Origin of the sequence: Novosphingobium organovorum (assembly GCF_022832435.1) — a bacterium.
Lineage (GTDB): Bacteria > Pseudomonadota > Alphaproteobacteria > Sphingomonadales > Sphingomonadaceae > Novosphingobium > Novosphingobium organovorum.
Genome location: NZ_JALHLF010000081.1, coordinates 1 through 17,735, shown reverse-complemented (window position 1 = coordinate 17,735; position 17,735 = coordinate 1). Strand labels below are relative to the sequence as shown.

Genomic DNA, 17,735 nt, shown 5'->3' with positions numbered 1-17,735 from the left:
GGCTGGGCGGTGCGGTCACCGGGGTCGACGCCGCGCCCGAGAACATCGCCGCCGCGCGCGCCCACGCCGCCGCCTCGGGCCTGGCCATCGACTACCGGGCGGGCGAACTCTCGACGCTCGGGCTCACCGGGTTCGATCTGGTCTGTTCGCTCGAGGTGATCGAGCACGTCGCCGACAAGGCCGCCTTCCTCGCCAGCCTCGCCGCGACCCTCGCCGATGACGGGCTGATGATCCTCTCGTGCCCCAACCGCACCCCGGCCGCGCGCCTGCTGCTGGTCGAGGCCGCCGAGCGGCTGGGCAAGGTGCCGCGCGGCACGCACGACTGGAGCGCGTTCCCGACGCCTGAGGAACTGGCCGACCTCGCCCGTGGCGCCGGGCTCGAGACCAGCGCGCCGACCGGCATCGCCTGGTCGCCGACCAAGGGCCTGCACTTGTCCGAGGACCTCTCGCTCAACTTCATCCTCACCGCGCGCAAGGCGTAAGGGGCACCGCCATGGGCCAGACCGCGATCGAGATCGCCCTTGCCGCGGCGGGGCTGGGCACCGCTTTGCTGCTGTTCTGGCCCCGGCTTGCCCGCGCCCGGCTGTGGCGCGCGACGATCACCCCGCTCGCCTCGATCATCGGCAGCGGGTTCCTGATCCTCGGCCCCATCCTGACCGACCGGTTCGGCACCTGGGGCATCGCTGCGATGGCCGCGCTGTGCCTGGCGGGCTACCTGTTCGGCGCAGCGATCCGCTACAACATCGTCCGGCTCGACGACGACGCGCACGGCGGTGTGCGCGAAACGCGCCTGTCGATCGGGCTCGAGCGCATTTCGAGCTGGTCGCTCGCCTTCGCCTACGTGATCTCGGTCGCCTATTACCTCAACCTGTTCGGCGCCTTTGCCGCGCGCATCTTCGGCGCGCCCTCCACGCTGCTCGCGCGCGCCATCACCAGCGGGGCCTATGCGCTGATCCTCATCGCCGGGCTGACGCGGGGGTTTTCGCTGCTCGAACGCATGGAACAGGTCACCGTCTCGATCAAGCTCATCATCATCGCCGCGCTGATCGGCGCGCTGTGCGTCCACGCGGGAATCGCGCTCGACACCGGCGCGCTGCTCGAAAGCGGGCCCCGGATGGGCCCCCTCGCCGCGCTCCAGCTGATGTTCGGGCTGATCGTGACGGTGCAGGGGTTCGAAACCTCGCGCTATCTCGGCAACCACTATTCGGCTTCCGAGCGCGTGGCCTCGATGCGGCTCTCGCAAGGCATCGCCAGCGCGATCTACCTCGCCTATGTCCTGCTCCTTGCGGTAAGCTTCAAGAGTGGCAGCTTCGCGCTCAACGAAACCGCGATCATCGACATGATGCGCACCGTCTCGGCGGTGCTCGGGCCGCTGCTGATCCTCGCCGCGCTCGCCGCGCAGTTCAGCGCGGCGGTAGCCGACACCAACGGCTCGGGCGGGCTCGTCGCCGAACTGACGCACCGGCGCTTTGGCATGAAGCCGACCTACCTCGTGCTGATCGGCGCGGGGCTGGCGCTAACCTGGCTCGCCGACGTGTTCGAGATCGTGAGCTACGCCAGCCGCGCCTTCGCACTCTATTACGCGATCCAGTCCGCGCTCGCCGCGATCCGCGCGCGCGACGCCCGGGCCAGCTCCTGGCGCGTCACCGGCTACGGTGCGCTGGCGCTGCTCGGGCTGGCGGCGGCGGTGTTCGGGACTTCAGTGGAGGGCTGATCCTGCCGGGGTTGCGGGTGATCGCCGCGCCCGCCGCTGCGATCACCCGCGCGGCGCGCGCCCAGCCTCGCGCCCCACTCCATAGAGAGGGACCCCCGCCCCCTCCCGCTCACGGGAGGGGGCGGGGGTCGGCTCTTTCAGGTGGGCCTTTTCCTTCAGCCCCGTACTCACTTCTTGAGCGCGGCTTCCCACTGCAACTGGTTGAAGCCCACCAGCAACCCGCCCGGATAGACCACCACCGGCCGCTTTATGGTGCTGGGGTGCGCGGCCATGATGGACACCGCCTTGGCCGCGTCGATATCGGCCTTGTCCGCGTCCGGCAGCTTGCGAAAGGTCGTGCCCGCCTTGTTGAGCACGGCCCCCAGCCCCGCCTCGGCCACCCAGGCGGCGAGCTTTTCAGGGTCTGCGCCTTCCTTCTTGTAGTCGTGGAAGGTGTAGTCGATGCCATGCGCTTCGAGCCACTTGCGCGCCTTCTTCACCGTGTCGCAGTTGGGAATGCCGTAGAATTCGAGAGTCAATCTTCGCTCCTGTCAAAGCGGCGCACCACCGGATCGGTGCAGGAATAGACGGTGTAGCTTTCGTAGTAATCGCCGCGCCCGGCCTGCTGCACGCGGGCGTGTTCGGGGTTGCGCTGCCAGGCCATCGCGGCCTCGTGGCTGTCCCATTCGGACATCGTGAGCGTCTCGCCGTCGGGGGCGGAAAAACTCTTGTAGGCGATGAAGCCGGGTTGCTGGCTGGCCAGCTCGCCCATGCGTGCGGCATCGGCGGCGTAGCCTTGCGCATCGTATCCGGCGCGCTTGCGGCTGCGAAAGACATTCACATACATGCGCGCCTGCCTAGCGCATAGGGCCACGCGCGGGAAAGGTGCAATCACGCGGGGAGTGGACTTTTCGCACGCCGCGCGGCAAGGGCCAAGCCATGTCCGTGAACACCTTTGGCCGCCTTTTCCGATTCACCACCTGGGGCGAAAGCCACGGGCCCGCCATCGGCGCCGTCGTCGACGGGTGCCCGCCGGGGCTGGCGATCGACGAAAGCGTGATCCAGCCCTTCCTCGACGCGCGCAAGCCCGGCCAGAACAAGTTCACGACCCAGCGCAAGGAACCCGACCAGGTGCGCATCCTGTCGGGCGTGTTCGAAGCGCCCGACGGCGTGCAGCGCACCACCGGCACCCCGATCAGCCTGATGATCGAGAACGTCGACCAGCGTTCCAAGGACTATTCGGACGTCGCGCGCGCCTACCGCCCCGGCCATGCCGACTACGCCTACGACGCCAAGTACGGCTTTCGCGACTATCGCGGCGGCGGGCGTTCCTCCGCGCGCGAGACGGCAAGCCGCGTGGCGGCGGGCGCGGTGGCGCGCCTCGTCATTCCCGAAGTGACGATCGTGGCCTATGTCTCGGAAATCGGGGGCGACATGATCGACCCGGCCAATTTCGACGTCCACGAGATCGGCAACAACCCCTTCTTCTGCCCCGATGCCGCGGCCGCCAAACGCTGGGAGCAGATCGTCGATGACGCGCGCAAGGCCGGCTCCTCGGTCGGCGCGGTGGTCGAATGCTACGCGACCGGCGTTCCCGCTGGCTGGGGCGCGCCGCTTTACGGCAAGCTCGACGCGGATCTGGCCAGCGCCATGATGGGCATCAACGCGGTCAAGGGCGTGGAGATCGGCGACGGCTTTGGCGCGGCGCGGCTTTCGGGCGAGGAAAACGCCGACCCCATGCGCCCTTGCGCCAACGGGCCCGACGGTGCGCCCGAATTCACCGCCAACCACGCCGGCGGCATCGCGGGTGGCATTGCGACCGGCCAGCCGGTAACCTGCCGGGTCGCCTTCAAGCCGACCAGCTCGATCCTCACCCCCCAGCCCACCGTCACGCGCCCCAACGAAAAGGGCGAGCGCGAGGCGACCGAGCTGTTCACCAAGGGCCGCCACGACCCGTGCGTGGGCATTCGCGGCGTGCCCGTGGTCGAGGCGATGATGGCGCTGGTGCTGGCCGACCACAAGCTGCTCCACCGCGGCCAGTGCGGGTGACCAAGGACACCGTCTCGTGCGCCTGCCACTGCGGCACGGTGCGCTTCGAGGCGACGCTGGTCGACGGGGTAACCACCGCGCGGCGCTGCACCTGTTCGATCTGCCGGATGCGCGGCGCGGTGGCCGTGTCGGTGGCGCTAGGCGGCATCCGCTTTCGGGCGGGCGAGGACAATCTCACCCGCTACACCTTCAACACCGGTGAGGCGCAGCACTTCTTCTGCAAGACCTGCGGCATCTACACCCACCACCAGCGCCGCTCGAACCCCGACGAATACGGCGTCAACCTCGCCTGTATCGAAGGCATGAGCCCGTTCGACCTTGACGAAGTGATCGTCAACGACGGCGAAAACCACCCGCGCGACACCGGCGGGCCGACCCGCCGCGCCGGGGTCCTGCGCTTCGAGCGCGATGTCTGAGGCGCCTGCCCTGCGCATCCTCGTCGATGCCGACGCCTGCCCGGTCAAGGAGGAGATCTACAAGGTCGCCGAACGTTACCGCGTGCCCGTCGTGGTGGTCTCCAACCAGATCATCCGCATCCCGCAAAGCCCACTGGTGAGCCGCAAGATCGTCAGCGACGCGTTCGACGCGGCGGACGACTGGATCGCGGAAAACGGCGCGCCGCCCTGCGTCATCGTGACCGCCGACATCCTGCTCGCCGACCGGTGCCTGAAGGCCGGGGCCGACGTCATCGCGCCCACCGGCAAGCCCTTCACCATGGCCTCGATCGGCGGGGCGATCGCGACGCGTGCGATCATGGCGGACTTGCGCGCGGGCGGCGAACAGATCGGCGGCCCGCGCCCCTTTGCGAGGGAGGACCGCTCGCGCTTCCTCTCCGCGCTCGACCAGGTTCTGGTGCGCCTGCGTCGCACGGCCGCACGCTGAGCGCGTTACAGCGTCGCCAAGCTGTTGCGATCCGATACATTTTCTTACCATTTGAGGATGTCNACCGCTCGCGCTTCCTCTCCGCGCTCGACCAGGTTCTGGTGCGCCTGCGTCGCACGGCCGCACGCTGAGCGCGTTACAGCGTCGCCAAGCTGTTGCGATCCGATACATTTTCTTACCATTTGAGGATGTCGCCGGGCCTCGCGCCGTCTTAGCGCGAGCATCATGACCACCCGCCCGCGCCCCCTTCCCGCCCCTTCGCTCGGTATCCTGCTGCTCGCCTCCACGGCCGCCATCGTGCCGTTGAGCGCCCACGCCGAGGAAACCGGGGGCGCCGCCGCCGCGCCCGCGGCGAGCAAGACGACCAGCGCATCGACGGCGGATGCGGGCTCGAGCGATGAGATCATCGTGACCGGACAGGCCGTGCCCGGCGCGGTAATCGGCGACATCCCCCCCGAGAACCAGATCAGCCGCGAGGAAATCGAGAGCTACGGCGTCGATTCGATCAACGACCTGCTCGACGAGATCGCGGCGCAGACCACCAGTATCGAAGGGCGCGATTCGACCGACGGCCCGGTCGTGCTGGTCAACGGCAAGCGCATCTCGGGCGTCAACGAAGTGGGCGACCTGCCCACCGAATCGGTCCTGCGCATCGACATCCTGCCCGAAGAAGTCGCGCTCAAATACGGCTACGACGCGCAGAACAAGGTCGTGAACATCATCCTCAAACGCCGCTTCAAGTCGCAGGTGGTCCACCTCGACGGCGAAATGTCGGGCCAGGGCGGCGGCGAGGACGGCTCGGCGGGCTTCGTCATCACCCGCATCCACGACAACGACCGCCTCAACATCATGGGCCGGATCAAGGCGCAGGCGGCGATCAAGGAGAGCGACCGGGACATCGATCCCGACAGCGACAGCGACATCACCCAAGCCGCCGGCCTGTCGAACGACCAGGCTTACCGCACGCTCCAGGCCAAGACCCGCACCTATCAGGTCAACGCCAACCTCGCGCACGACATTTCCTCCACCGCCAACGCCTCGATCAACTTGCGCGGCGAATTCACGACCTCGGATTCGCTCAACGGCCTGGCCAGCGGCGATCTCACCATTCCCGCCGACAGCCCCTATTCGGACGGCACCGAGACCACCATCACCCGCTACCTTTCAGACGACGCGCTGGCCAAGACCGCCAAGAGCGCCACGCTGTCCGCAGGCGGCACGCTCAACATCGACCTCTCAACCCGCTGGAAGCTCTCGGTCATCGGCAGCTATTCGCACGCCGAAAGCAACACGCTGACCGGCACCGGATACGACACCGACGCGCTGCAGGCCGCGCTCGATGCGCTCGACGCCTCGGTCGATCCCTATGGCACGCTGTCCTCCAGCCTGCTGGGCGCGATGGAGACCAACCGCGCCAAATCGAGCAGCGACACCGGCAGCGCCAGCGCGGTGCTGTTCGGCAAGCTGCTGCCGCTGCCTGCGGGCGACGTGGGCGTGGCGCTCAGGGTCGGCGGGGACTTCACCGCGCAGGAATCGCAGACCATCCAGAGCGGCGAGACCACCACCAGCGACACCACCCGCACCAACACCAGCGCGCGGCTCAACATCGACATTCCGCTGACCAGTCGCAAGAACGGCGTGCTGGGCGCGATCGGCACGCTTAGCGTCAACCTCAACGGCGGGGTGACGCAAGTGTCCGACTACGGCGCGCTCGGCACTTTCGGTTACGGGCTGACCTGGGCCCCGATCGACGGCGTGAGCGTGATCGCGGCCTTCAACGAGGACCGCAACGCGCCCACCGTAAGCCAGCTCAACGGCCCGGTCATCACCACCACCAATTCGCGCGTCTATGACTACGTGACCGGGCAGACCGTGCTCGTCACCTCGACCTCGGGCGGCAATCCCGACCTCAAGGCCGATGACCGCCACGTCTTCAAGCTGGGCATCCAGGCCAAGCTGATGAGCAACCCCAAGGTCAACTTCACGCTCAACTACGCCGACAGCAACACGCGCAACGCGATCCTGACGCCCGGCGGCGTGACCGAGGCGATCGAGGAGGCCTTCCCCGACCTCTTCACGCGCGACACCAGCGGCACGCTGACCGCGATCGATACCCGCGCCATCAACGTCTACCGCGAGCACAAGCGCCAGCTGCGCTGGGGCATCAACGTCTCGGCGGTGCTGCGCGAGGCCAAACGCCCCTCCCGCCCGCCCTGGGGCGACGGCCCGCCGCCCTGGGCCCGCCGCGCCGGCGCGCAAGGGGCAAGCGGTCCGGGGGCCACGGGTCCGGTTGGGTCCGGCCAGCAAGCCGACGCGACGAACGGCACGGCCCCAGCGCAGGCCAAGACCGCCGACGGCGAGGCCGCCAAGGGCCACACCGTGCTCGACGAGAACGGCAAGCCCATCGTCGGGCCCGACGGCAACGAGATCGTGGTCAATGGCGATCGCCCCGGCGAAGGTGGTGGCCCCGGCGGCGGCTTCGGCCCGCCGCCCGACGGCATGGGCCCTCCCGACGGCATGGGCCCGCCCCCCGACGGCATGGGTCCACCCGATGGCATGGGCCCGCCCCCCGGCGGCGGTCCCGGAGGCCCCGGAGGTCCCGGAGGTCCCGGTGGTCCGGGCGGTCCCGGCGGACGCGGCTTCTCGGGCGGCAGCGGCAACGGCGCGCGCCTGCAATTCTCGCTCTACCACACCTGGGTGCTGCAAGACGACGTCCAGCTTACCGCGGACTCCGACCCCATCGACCTGCTCGACGGCGGCACGATCACCGGCGATGCCACCTCGCGCCACAAGGTGCAGGCGCAGCTGGGCGTGACCGACAACGGGCTGGGCCTGCGCCTTGACGGCACCTGGCAATCGGCGACGCGGGTCGACGGCTCGAGCGTGTCCTCAAGCTCGACCGGGGACCTCTCCTTCTCCTCGCTCTTCACGCTCGACGCGCGCGTCTTCGCCAACCTGCAGAACCGCTTCCGCGGCCAGGGCTGGGCCAAGGGCACGCGGGTGACGTTCTCGGTCGAGAACATCTTCAACCAGCGCCAGACCGTCACCGACGCGACCGGCGCGACGCCTTACGCCTACCAGAAGGAATACCTCGACCCGATGGGCCGCACGCTCAAGATCTCGCTGCGCAAGATCTTCTGAACGCCAACCGGAAAGGCCGGGTACGGGCCCCCTTGCCCGTACCCGGCGCTCCCTCCGCGCTCGTATCAGAACGCGAGATTGAGCGTCTGCTGGAGCAGCACCGCGTCGGGCTGCCTGGGCGCGAAGGCGGGATCGGTCGCACAGGTCAGCCCGGTGATCCAATAGAGTCCGCGCGCAAGGCGCGTCGCGCGCCGCCCCGGCGCCGCCTCGACCTTGTAGCCCAGTTCGTCGAGCAGGAGCACGCGGTCGCCCTTGAGCGTGAGCGCGAGGCCCGAGCCGTTGCGGTCCGCCTCGTCGACCAACCCGTCGGGCGAGGTCGACCGGGTCACCGCTGCCGTGTTGTAGAAGCTCGTGCCCGGCAGCCTGGTCTTGACCGTGAGGCTGGGCGTCGCCGGGCACGCCGTGACGGCCCAGATCGGCAGTGACCGAGCCGACCACCTGGTTTGACAGCGTGGGCGATTGGCCGCCGTAGGTCTGCGTCGTCGCGTCATGGCCGCGCAGGTCGTAGAGGATGCTGGGCGAAACCTTGAGCGTAATCCCGATGCCCTGATCGGCCAGCGCGTCGGGCAGGCCGATCAGGCCCGGCGCCGGCACGCGCTCTGGCCGGAATCCGGCGCTACGGGGGTCACGCCGGGATCGGTATCGGAAGCCTGGGCAAAGGCGGGAACAGCGGCGAAGGGCAACAGAACACAGGCCGCAAGGCAGCCCTTGAGGGGGGAATAAGGCATCGTTCTGCGGGGGGATTTTTGCTGATCCCTCCTTGCGCGATTGCGAGCGCCACCCGGTCCAACCCAAAAAATGGACGCCTATCTATCGAAAAACACATGTTTTTTCACAAACTGTTTGAAAATTCGGGGCGTGCCGAACTTTGGCCGTAGCGGCACCGCCCCCGTCCGCCGCGCCCTTTGCACGCACCGTCGGCCAAAAAAGAAGGCGCCGAAACGTTCAGCGCCTTCTTCGAATCACGGACAATCAGCCAAACAATCAGCCAAAGCGCAGCGCCCCGGTCAGATCGCCCGGCGGCGGTCCGCCCGCAGCCACCATCGCCTCTTCGCGCTCGATCAGGCCGGGCAGCTTGCGCAGGCCGAAGCGGCGGGTCAGGAAGCGCGCGATCGAGCCGGTGTCGTAGATCGTGTGATCGACCTCCCCCTTCTTCGCGTAAGGGCTCACGATCAGCGCGGGAATGCGCGTGCCCGGCCCCCAGCGATCGCCCTTGGGCGGCGCGACGTGGTCCCACCAGCCGCCGTTTTCGTCGAAGGTGACGACCACCAGCATCTTGTCCCACTGCGGCGAGCGGCGCAGCGCGGCGATGATCCCGGCGATGTGCCGGTCGCCCGCATCGACGTCCGAATAGCCCGCGTGCATGTTGAGATTGCCCTGCGGCTTGTAATAAGTGACCGCCGGAAGCCTTCCCGCCGCCGCATCGGCGAGGAACTTGTTGGTCCGCGCGGTCTCGCCCAGCCCGCCGTCGCGCAAGTGCCTGGCGCGCGCGGGCGTGCCGGGACCGAACTGCTCGAAGTAGTTGAGCGGCTGGTGGTGCGGCTGGAAGTTGGGGCGCGAGGGGAAGTCCTTGGAATTGAGGTGCCCCTCCATCGCCACGCCCCAGCCCCCTGCGTACCAGGCCCAGTCGATCCCGCGCTCGGTCAGCACGTCACCGATGGTGTCGTGGCTTTGCGGGACGAGCGTGTGGCTGCTCTGCCAGTTGGCGTAGCCGGGCCGGTCGGGGTCCAGTTCATAGGTCGGCGCGTAAGGCGGCAGCATGGTGTTGACCGCGTAGAAATCGGGGGTCAGCGTGTTGGGCACGAAGCGCACCGGCCCATCCATCGCGCTCTTGGGCGACTGCGCGGTCTGCTTGGGCACGATGCCCTTGGGATCGCTCCCTTCCAGCTCGGTGATGCGCCCCCTGGCCGGGCTCTTGTCGGCATAGGGGTAGAGCGGCGGACGCGCCGCGATGAGGTACTGGTGGTTGAAGAACGAACCGCCAAAGGCGCCCATGAAGAAGTTGTCGCACAGCGTGAATTCGCGCGCCACGTTCCACAGCCGCATGTTCGCCGCGTTGTCGGCGTAGTGACCCATGGTCAGCGCGCCGCTGTCGCCCCAGGCGACGAAACCGTCGTTCTTGCCGCCATTGATCTGCAACTGGTTGTTGTAGAAGGCGTGGATCAGATCGCGCGTGACGACGCCGTGGGGCAGCGGATCGCCTTCGGGCGTGGACAGCGCGAAGGGCGCGTTGGGCAAGGGCGCCAGATCGTCGGGCCCGATCTTGTAGGTGACGTGCTCGACGACCTGCTCCTCGGGCACCAGCCCCTCCCAGATCGGGGGCAGTTGCTTGAGCACGCTGCCGTCACGGTCGCGCTGGAGCGCGCGTTCGGGAGCGACCTGCGAAAGCGGCTGTGCGACACCCGGAAAATCACCGAAGAGATTGTTGAAGCTGCGGTTTTCCGCAAAAATGACGACCACGGTGTCGATATGCGCGGCAAGCTCGGCATCGCTCGGCGGGGCGCTGGCGGGCGCCTTGCGGGTCCTGGCCTCGACCTCGCCCGCGGTGAGCGGGGTCAGCGCCGCGGCGCCCGCGGTCGCCATGAGGCCCGAGAGGACGCGGCGGCGCGAGGGGTTGACCGGACCTTCGCTCGGCGCGCCCGAAGCGGCGTTGGAAGGCGGGGCGATGCGATCGTCAGGCTCGGACATGGGCGCATGTCCTAAGCGAGCGGGCAAGGCGACGCAACGGTATACCATCACCTGCCCGCCCCGGTTTTTTCAGCCTCTCGCACGCCGCGCGCATTTTATCGACTAATCCATTTAATCGACCTCCCATTAATCGCGTAATTCGATCAAGCCAATCGGATCAACCCGCTACAAATCGGCCGCGCCCCCGCCTATCTCCGTCTCGTCAATTCAACACCCAAGCGAGGGAGATTCTCATGGGTATCATCGGAAGCAAGATCCAGCCGTTCACCAACACCGCCTACCAGGAAGGCAAGGACTTCTTCGACGTCTCGGAAGGCGATATCGCTGGCAAGTGGGCGGTGTTCTTCTTCTACCCCGCCGACTTCACCTTCGTTTGCCCGACCGAACTGGAAGACCTCAACGACCAGTACGCCACGCTCCAGTCGATGGGCGTCGAAGTGTTCGGCGTGTCGACCGACACCCACTTCAGCCACAAGGCCTGGCACGACACCTCGGAAAAGATCGGCAAGATCAAGTACGCGTTCCTGGGCGACCAGAACCACGAGCTGTCCAAGAAGTTCGGCGTGCTGCGCGACGCGGGCCTCGCTGACCGTGCGACCTTCGTGGTCGATCCCGACGGCGTGATCCAGATCATGGAAATCACCTGCGAAGGCGTTGGCCGCAACGCGGTCGAACTGGTCCGCAAGATCAAGGCCGCCCAGTACGTGCGCAACAACCCCGGCCAGGTCTGCCCGGCCAAGTGGGAAGAAGGCAGCGAAACACTCGCGCCTTCGCTTGACCTCGTCGGCAAGCTCTAAGACCGACGCGATACCCTGTCGCGGGGCGGCCTGAACGCCGCCCCCGGCATCCGGGTCGCGTGCACAAGGGTGGCGTGGCCCGGGGTATCCCTCCCCCGGACGCGCCCCCGTGCGCCCCGGATACGCGGAACATCCCCCGGCCCCCGCACCCCTTTGCTGCCCGCATTCTTCTCTTCGAAAAGGAACCCGATCATGCTCGACGCCACTCTGAAGCAACAGCTCTCGCAGTACCTCGCCATGCTGCGCGAACCGATCGAGCTCGTCGCCTCGCTGGGCGACGATGCCAAGTCGGCCGAAACCCGCGAGCTGCTGACCACCATCGCCGCGCTCTCCGACAAGGTCACCGCGACCTTCGAGGGTGACGATGCGCGCAAGCCCAGCTTCCTCATCCGCCGCACGTCGAACCCCGAGGCCTGTGTGCGCTTCGCGGGCGTTCCGCTCGGCCACGAATTCACCTCGCTCGTCCTCGCCCTGCTGTGGGCTGGCGGACACCCGCCCAAGGTCGAGGATGCCGTCCTCCAGCAGATCCGCGAGCTTGACGGCGAATACAGCTTCGAGATGTACTTCTCGCTCTCGTGCCACAACTGCCCCGACGTGGTGCAGGCGCTGACGCTGATGGCCCTCAACAACCCCAACGTCCACGCCACCCTGATCGAGGGCGGCGCGTTCCAGGCCGAAGTCGAGGAACGCGGCGTGATGGCTGTGCCCGCCGTCTTCCTGGACGGGCAGATGTGGGGTTCGGGCAAGATGGACGTTGCCGAGATCCTCGCCAAGCTCGACACCAACGCGGGCGCCAAGGCGGCGGCCAAGCTCGCCGAAAAGGCGCCGTTCGAAGCGCTCGTCGTGGGCGGTGGCCCGGCCGGTGCGGCAGCGGCCATCTACACCGCGCGCAAGGGCTTCTCGACCGGCATCGCGGCCGAACGCATGGGTGGCCAGGTGCAGGACACGATGGGCATCGAGAACTTCATATCGGTCCCCTACACCGAAGGCCCCAAGCTCGCCGGTGCGCTGGCCAGCCACGTCGCCGAATACGAAATCGACGCGATGAACCTGCTGCGCGCCGAAAAGCTGATTCCAGCCAAGGAACTGGGCGGCTACCACGAGGTGGTGTTCGACAACGGCGCCTCGCTCAAGGCGCGCAGCCTCGTTCTCACCACCGGCGCGCGCTGGCGCCAGCTGGGCGTGCCGGGTGAGGCCGAGTACCAGACCAAGGGCGTGGCCTACTGCCCGCACTGCGACGGGCCGCTGTTCAAGGGCAAGCGCGTGGCGGTGATCGGCGGCGGCAACTCGGGCGTCGAAGCGGCGATCGACCTCGCCAACATCGTGGGCTCGGTCACGCTGATCGAATTCGACACCAAGCTGCGCGCCGACCAGGTGCTGGTCGACAAGCTGGCCTCGATGCCCAACGTGACGATCCTCACCAACGCGATGACCACCGAAGTCACCGGCGACGGTGCGAAGGTCAACGGCATCAAGTACAAGGACCGCGCGACCGACGTCGAGCACCTCATCGAGCTCGAAGGCATCTTCGTCCAGATCGGCCTCGTGCCCAATACCGAGTGGCTCAAGGGTTCGGGGCTGGAACTCAGCCCGCGCGGCGAGATCGTCATCAACGAGAAGTGCGCCACCAACATCCCCGGCGTCTTCGCGGCGGGCGATGCAACCACGGTGCCCTACAAGCAGATCATCATCGCGATGGGCGAAGGCGCCAAGGCCGCGCTCTCGGCCTTCGACTTCCTGATCCGCAACGAGGCCCCGGCGCAGATCGCGCAAGGCGCGCAGAAGGCCGCCGCACCGGTCGCCTGATCGCCACGGGCGGGCAGAACAAGGAAGGGCCGGGATGCCAGAGGGCATCCCGGCCCTTTTTGCATGGCTTGACCCGCTGCGCGCCCGGCGCTACCCGGTGCGCCATGACACGCATCGCCGCCAGCATGAGCCGCTATTACTACCGCTGACCGGCGGTGCGAGCTTTGTCGTTCTTCAACCGCCCGGCCATCGGCGGTTGATCGTCCCCAAGGGACGTTTCCAGACAATCGCGGGTGACACGGGTCTTTCGAAAGAGACCTTCGTTTCCATGCCTGCCCTTATCCCTTCCGGACGCCCGACCCTGGGCATCTTCGGCTTCGGCCCCTTCGGCCAGCTGCTCGCCCGCACGCTCGCCCCGCACGCCCGCGTACGCGTGACCGATCCGGCCTTCGCCCCGCGCCCGCGCGAAGCCAGGGCCCCCGTAGCCGGCGAGCGGAGCGCGATCGAGATCACCACGCCCGCGCGCGTCTGCGCCTGCGCCATCGTCATCCTCGCCGTGCCGGTAGACGCGATCGGCGCGCTGTGCCGCACCATCGCGCCGCACCTCGCGCCCGGCACGCTGGTGCTCGACGTGGGCTCGGTCAAGGTCGCGCCCGCTGCTGCGATGCGCGAACACCTGCCCGATCATGTCGAGATCGCCGCCACCCACCCGATGTTCGGACCGCAAAGCGCGGCGGATGGGCTGCGGGGGCTCAAGCTCGTCGTATGCCCTTTGCGCGGGCGCCGGGTGCTGCGGCTCGCGGCGTTCCTGCGCCGCACCTTTGGCCTCGAGGTGATCCTCACCAGCCCGCAGGAACACGACCGGCAGGCCGCCTACACCCAGGGCCTGACCCATTTCCTGGCGCAAGCCATGCTCGAACTCGAAGCCGCCCTGGACCACGCGGCGGATCGCATCACCACCCGCAGCTTCGAGCAGCTGCGCGCGGCGATCGAGATCGTGCGCCACGACAGCCCCGCCGTGCGCGCGGCGATTGCCGAGGCCAATCCCTACGCCCGCAAAGCGCGCGAAGACCTGTTGCACCGCCTCCAGGCCGTGCACCGGCACGGCTCGCGCGCAGTGGCGCGATTGGGCGGCGAATAGGCTGCAAACGCAAAATTGTCGCATTTTGTAATTGCAACTTAGTTGCAATAGCTATAGCGCCCCTACCCATCCGAGCGGTGGCGCACAGGGGCCTGCCACCGTCGTTCCGCGACAGACCGGCCGTGCCCCAGCCCGCACCATTTTCCATGAGGTTCGCCCCGATGGCCCAGCGCCACGCCCGTTTCCTGCTGATCCCTTTCCTCATTCCCGCCAGCGCGCTCGTCGCAGCCGCCCCCGCGCAGGCCGATGACGCCGATGCGGCCAGCACCGAGGCGGCCGATACCCCGGCGATCATCGTCACCACCCGCGCGCAGCAGCTCTACCGCGTCGAGGAAACCGAAATCGGCAAGGTCCCGGCCAAGCCGCTCGACATCGCGCAGTCGGTCCAGGTCATCAATTCGGACCTCATCACCGACCAGGGCGCGCGCGACATCACCGATCTCTACCGCAACGTGCCGGGCGTCAGCGCCAACAACTACGCCACCGTCACCTACCGCGGCTTCACCCAGGACGTGACCTACTACGACGGCCTGCGCGGCGATCCGTTCCAGACCTTCTCGGTCCCCCAGCTGTTCACCATCGAGCGGGTCGAGTTCCTGAAAGGGCCCGCCGGGATGCTCTACGGCGCGGGCTCGCCCGGCGGCACGATCAATTACGTGACCAAGAAACCGCAGGACACCTTTGCCGCCAACACCCGCGTGATCGTGGGCGGTCGCAACCGCTACGGCGCCTCGGGCGACGTCACCGGCCCGCTCGACGCCAAGGGCGTGTTCGATTATCGCGCAGCGCTGTTCTACGAGGATTACGACAGCTACCGTGCCCACGCCTCGAGCCGCACGTTCGTGGCCGATGGCGGGCTCACCGCGCATCTCGCGCCCGACACCAAGCTGACCACGCAAGTCACCAACTACAACCAGAACCTGCCCGGCAACCGCCTGCGCGGCATTCCGATCGACGCCGACGGCAACTTCCTCACCTACCGCAGCTGGAACCACAACGACCCGGACGACTACATCCGCTACAACGGCACCGTGGTGCAGAGCCGGCTCGATTCGAAGCTGAACGAGGCGCTCTCGTTCAACCTTGCCGGGCGCTGGTTCAACTACGACGAGACGCAGAAGTACCACGAACCGGTCAAGCTGCTCGATACGGACAGCGACGGCACCTACGACACCGTCACCCGCGAATACCGCGACCAGCACCGCAAGGTCGACGGCCTCTCGTTCGGCGCCAATCTCGTCGCGCGCTTCGACACCGGGGCCTTGCGCCACACCGTGCTCGCCGGGGCGGACTGGTACCGCGAAAATTCGTGGAGCCTCAACAAGAGCACCAGGGACGTGCCCTCGCTTTCGCTCACCGACCCCGACTATTCGACCTCGACCCGGCCCGACATGTCGGGAATCGCGGGCACGCTGAGCGACGCGCGCGCCCTTCGCAAGGGCATCTACCTCCAGGAACGCGTCGACATCGGCGAGCACGTCATCCTGACCGCCGGCCTGCGCCACGACTGGTTCGACGACAGCGATTTCGAGGAAGACACCAAGGCCTCGGGCGGGGACACCACCTGGCGCGCGGGCGCGATCTACAAGCCGCGCAAGGACGTCTCGCTCTATTTCAACTGGTCGCAGTCCTTCGTACCCCAGGACGTCTCGAACAACACCGCCGCCGCGGGTGGCCCGTTCGATCCCGAGACCGGCTTCCAGTACGAAGTGGGCGCCAAGTCCGAACTGTTTGGCGGCAAGCTTCAGGCAACGCTTGCGGCCTACCGCATCGTGCGGCGCAACGTGCTCCAGGTCGACGACAGCAAGGACGCGGTCGACGGGGTCGACCAGCTCGCCCCGCTCGGCGAAGTGACCTCCAAGGGCATCGAGGCGACGCTCGCCACCGACATCACCCGGAACTGGGTGGTGACCGCCAATTACGCCTACAACGACACGCGCATCACCGGCACCGCCGAGGGCCAGTCGATCGACAAGTCGGTCGGCGATCGCTTCCCCAACACGCCCCACCACCAGGCGGGGTTCTGGACCCGCTACCAGGTCGCTGCGATCGACACCGCCTTCGCGCTCGGCGGCCAGTACGTGTCCGACCAGATCGACCGCAGCGGCGATCGGCTCAAGCCCTTCACCGTGTTCGACGCGAGCGTGACGCACGATTTCAAGGTCGCGCAGGTCATGTTCCGCATCGAGAACATCTTCGACAAGTACTACGCCGTCTCGGGCTTCACCGCCGCCAAGGGCGCCTATCTCGGCAACGCGCGCAGCTGGTTCATCGAACTGCGCAAGGCCTTCTGATCGCGCGCGCGGCCGGGCAGCCAGCGCCCGGCCGAAGCGGGCCTTCGCGCAAATCTGGTATTGCGAGGCATTCGCATTCGGTCCATCACCGCGCTTCGCAGCCCTTTCCCGCTCCGCCAGGCAAATCATGAAACCCACCCTGTTCCGCATCCACAGCTGGCTCGGCCTGAGCCTGGGCCTCCTGCTCGCCGTCATGGGCGCCACCGGCGCCCTGATGGCCTTCGAAGATGAGATCACCGCCCGCTTCGCCCCGGCGAGCGTCGCCCCCGGCGTGCCGGGCGGCCCCGACCTCTCGCCCGACGCACTGGCCGCGCGGCTCGAGGCGCACGCGCCCGGCACCCGTGTCGATCGCATCGACTGGCAGGCCGACCGCCATCTCGCGCACACCGTCCGGATGGTCCCGATCGCAACCGCGCGCGGCGCCAGCCTGATGAAGGGCGCCGCAAAGGATGCCAAACGCCGCAACGGCCCGGTTGACCGCGCCAGCGGCGCCTGGCGGCCCGAAGCCGGGCTCGTTCAATTCTTCGCGACGGTGCGCAAGGTTCACCGCTGGCTCGCGCTGCCCGGCAATGGCGATGGCCCCGGCCGCACGATCACCTTTCTCGGCGCGCTTGCGCTGCTCGGTTTTGCGGGCACCGGGCTTGCGCTGCGCTGGCCGCGCACGCGCCGCCAGTGGCGCAAGCTCCTCGTGCTCGACCTGCGCGCGCGCAAAGGGCGGCTGCGCGCGATCCACCGCACCGTCGGGCTCTGGCTGCTGCCGCTCTACCTGCTGAGCGCGCTGACCGGGCTGTGGTGGGGCAGTGACCTTTATCGCTCGGCGCTGCGCTACGCGCTGACCGGGCAGAGCGAAAAGACCCAGCCCACGGGGAAACGCGCCAAGGAGGACACCCCCGCCCCGTGGCACGCCGACGCCGCCTGGCGCGCCTTCACCGCCCGTACCGGCACGCGCTACACCGCCGCGCGGATCACCATGAGCGCAGACGGCACCCAGGTGCGCATCGAAGCGCTGCCGCAAGGCGCACGCCATCTCAAGCAACGCGACCGCTTCACCTTCGACGCCGCCGATGGCGCGCTGGTGGACGAAGCCGATTACGCCGCGCAGCCGCTTGGCCAGCGCATCGTGGGCGCGATCCTCGAAATCCATCGCGGCGCCTTTTTCGGGCTGCCGGGGCGCATCGCGCTGTTCGTCTCGAGCCTGATGCTGCCCTTCTTCGCGATCAGCGGCCTCCTGTTCTGGTGGCAGCGCCGCCCTGCGCGCCGCCCGCGCCGCAAACCCAAGACGCTGCCCGCCGGCGCGCGCCCCG

At 68.0% G+C, this 17,735-nt stretch carries 15 protein-coding genes; 11 read left to right on the top strand and 4 right to left on the bottom strand.

Annotated features, from left to right (window positions below):
* Together ubiG and MTR62_RS15965 are read left to right on the top strand one after the other, a co-directional pair.
* A partial coding sequence (gene ubiG, locus MTR62_RS15970) for a bifunctional 2-polyprenyl-6-hydroxyphenol methylase/3-demethylubiquinol 3-O-methyltransferase UbiG (protein ID WP_244022748.1) occupies positions 1 to 482 on the top strand: 482 nt, incomplete at its 5' end.
* A gap of 11 nt (positions 483 to 493) precedes the next feature.
* Complete coding sequence (locus MTR62_RS15965) at positions 494 to 1,714, top strand: hypothetical protein (protein ID WP_244022746.1); 1,221 nt, start codon at positions 494 to 496, stop codon at positions 1,712 to 1,714.
* Positions 1,715 to 1,881: 167 nt separating this feature from the next.
* Here the strand turns inward: MTR62_RS15965 and MTR62_RS15960 are convergent, their stop codons facing one another.
* Together MTR62_RS15960 and MTR62_RS15955 are read right to left on the bottom strand one after the other, a co-directional pair.
* Positions 1,882 to 2,232 carry an arsenate reductase gene (locus MTR62_RS15960; RefSeq protein WP_244022744.1) on the bottom strand — a complete coding sequence of 117 codons (351 nt, stop codon included), beginning with the start codon at positions 2,230 to 2,232 and terminating at the stop codon, positions 1,882 to 1,884.
* Positions 2,229 to 2,540, bottom strand: a complete 312-nt coding sequence (locus tag MTR62_RS15955) for an antibiotic biosynthesis monooxygenase family protein (RefSeq protein WP_244022742.1) — start codon at positions 2,538 to 2,540, stop codon at positions 2,229 to 2,231. Before MTR62_RS15955 ends, MTR62_RS15960 begins: the two co-directional genes overlap by 4 nt.
* A 92-nt stretch (positions 2,541 to 2,632) precedes the next feature.
* On the opposite strand from MTR62_RS15955, the gene aroC reads away from it, so the two are divergent.
* The 4 genes from aroC to MTR62_RS15935 all read left to right on the top strand — a co-directional run bounded on the left by aroC (position 2,633) and on the right by MTR62_RS15935 (position 7,765).
* Positions 2,633 to 3,742, top strand: coding sequence for a chorismate synthase (gene aroC, locus MTR62_RS15950; RefSeq protein ID WP_244022740.1), 1,110 nt, complete (start codon positions 2,633 to 2,635; stop codon positions 3,740 to 3,742).
* On the top strand, positions 3,739 to 4,158 hold the full coding sequence (locus tag MTR62_RS15945) for a GFA family protein (protein WP_244022738.1): 420 nt from the start codon (positions 3,739 to 3,741) through the stop codon (positions 4,156 to 4,158). The genes aroC and MTR62_RS15945 overlap by 4 nt, the downstream gene beginning before the upstream one ends.
* Positions 4,151 to 4,624, top strand: a complete 474-nt coding sequence (locus MTR62_RS15940) for a YaiI/YqxD family protein (protein WP_244022736.1) — start codon at positions 4,151 to 4,153, stop codon at positions 4,622 to 4,624. The genes MTR62_RS15945 and MTR62_RS15940 overlap by 8 nt, the downstream gene beginning before the upstream one ends.
* A gap of 225 nt (positions 4,625 to 4,849) precedes the next feature.
* Entirely contained in the window at positions 4,850 to 7,765 is a 2,916-nt protein-coding gene (locus MTR62_RS15935; RefSeq protein ID WP_244022734.1) for a porin family protein, read from the top strand.
* A gap of 65 nt (positions 7,766 to 7,830) precedes the next feature.
* On the opposite strand, the gene MTR62_RS15930 is transcribed toward MTR62_RS15935, so the two are convergent.
* Entirely contained in the window at positions 7,831 to 8,094 is a 264-nt protein-coding gene (locus MTR62_RS15930; RefSeq protein WP_244022732.1) for a hypothetical protein, read from the bottom strand.
* 655 nt (positions 8,095 to 8,749) lie between these two features.
* On the bottom strand, positions 8,750 to 10,453 hold the full coding sequence (gene acpA / locus MTR62_RS15925) for an acid phosphatase (RefSeq protein WP_244022730.1): 1,704 nt from the start codon (positions 10,451 to 10,453) through the stop codon (positions 8,750 to 8,752).
* A gap of 233 nt (positions 10,454 to 10,686) precedes the next feature.
* Here acpA and ahpC point away from each other — a divergent pair, with 233 nt between their 5' ends.
* From ahpC to MTR62_RS15900, 5 genes are all read left to right on the top strand, one after another.
* A complete protein-coding gene (gene ahpC / locus MTR62_RS15920; RefSeq protein ID WP_244022727.1) occupies positions 10,687 to 11,250 on the top strand; it encodes an alkyl hydroperoxide reductase subunit C in 564 nt (187 codons plus the stop codon).
* Positions 11,251 to 11,442: 192 nt separating this feature from the next.
* Complete coding sequence (gene ahpF, locus MTR62_RS15915) at positions 11,443 to 13,056, top strand: alkyl hydroperoxide reductase subunit F (RefSeq protein WP_244022725.1); 1,614 nt, start codon at positions 11,443 to 11,445, stop codon at positions 13,054 to 13,056.
* Between the two features lie 268 nt (positions 13,057 to 13,324).
* Positions 13,325 to 14,137, top strand: a complete 813-nt coding sequence (locus tag MTR62_RS15910) for a prephenate dehydrogenase (RefSeq protein WP_244022723.1) — start codon at positions 13,325 to 13,327, stop codon at positions 14,135 to 14,137.
* Positions 14,138 to 14,298: 161 nt separating this feature from the next.
* Positions 14,299 to 16,431: a TonB-dependent siderophore receptor gene (locus MTR62_RS15905; RefSeq protein ID WP_244022721.1), complete on the top strand. Its 2,133-nt coding sequence runs from the start codon at positions 14,299 to 14,301 to the stop codon at positions 16,429 to 16,431.
* Positions 16,432 to 16,558: 127 nt separating this feature from the next.
* On the top strand, positions 16,559 to 17,735 hold a 1,177-nt coding region (locus MTR62_RS15900; RefSeq protein ID WP_244022719.1), incomplete at its 3' end, for a PepSY-associated TM helix domain-containing protein.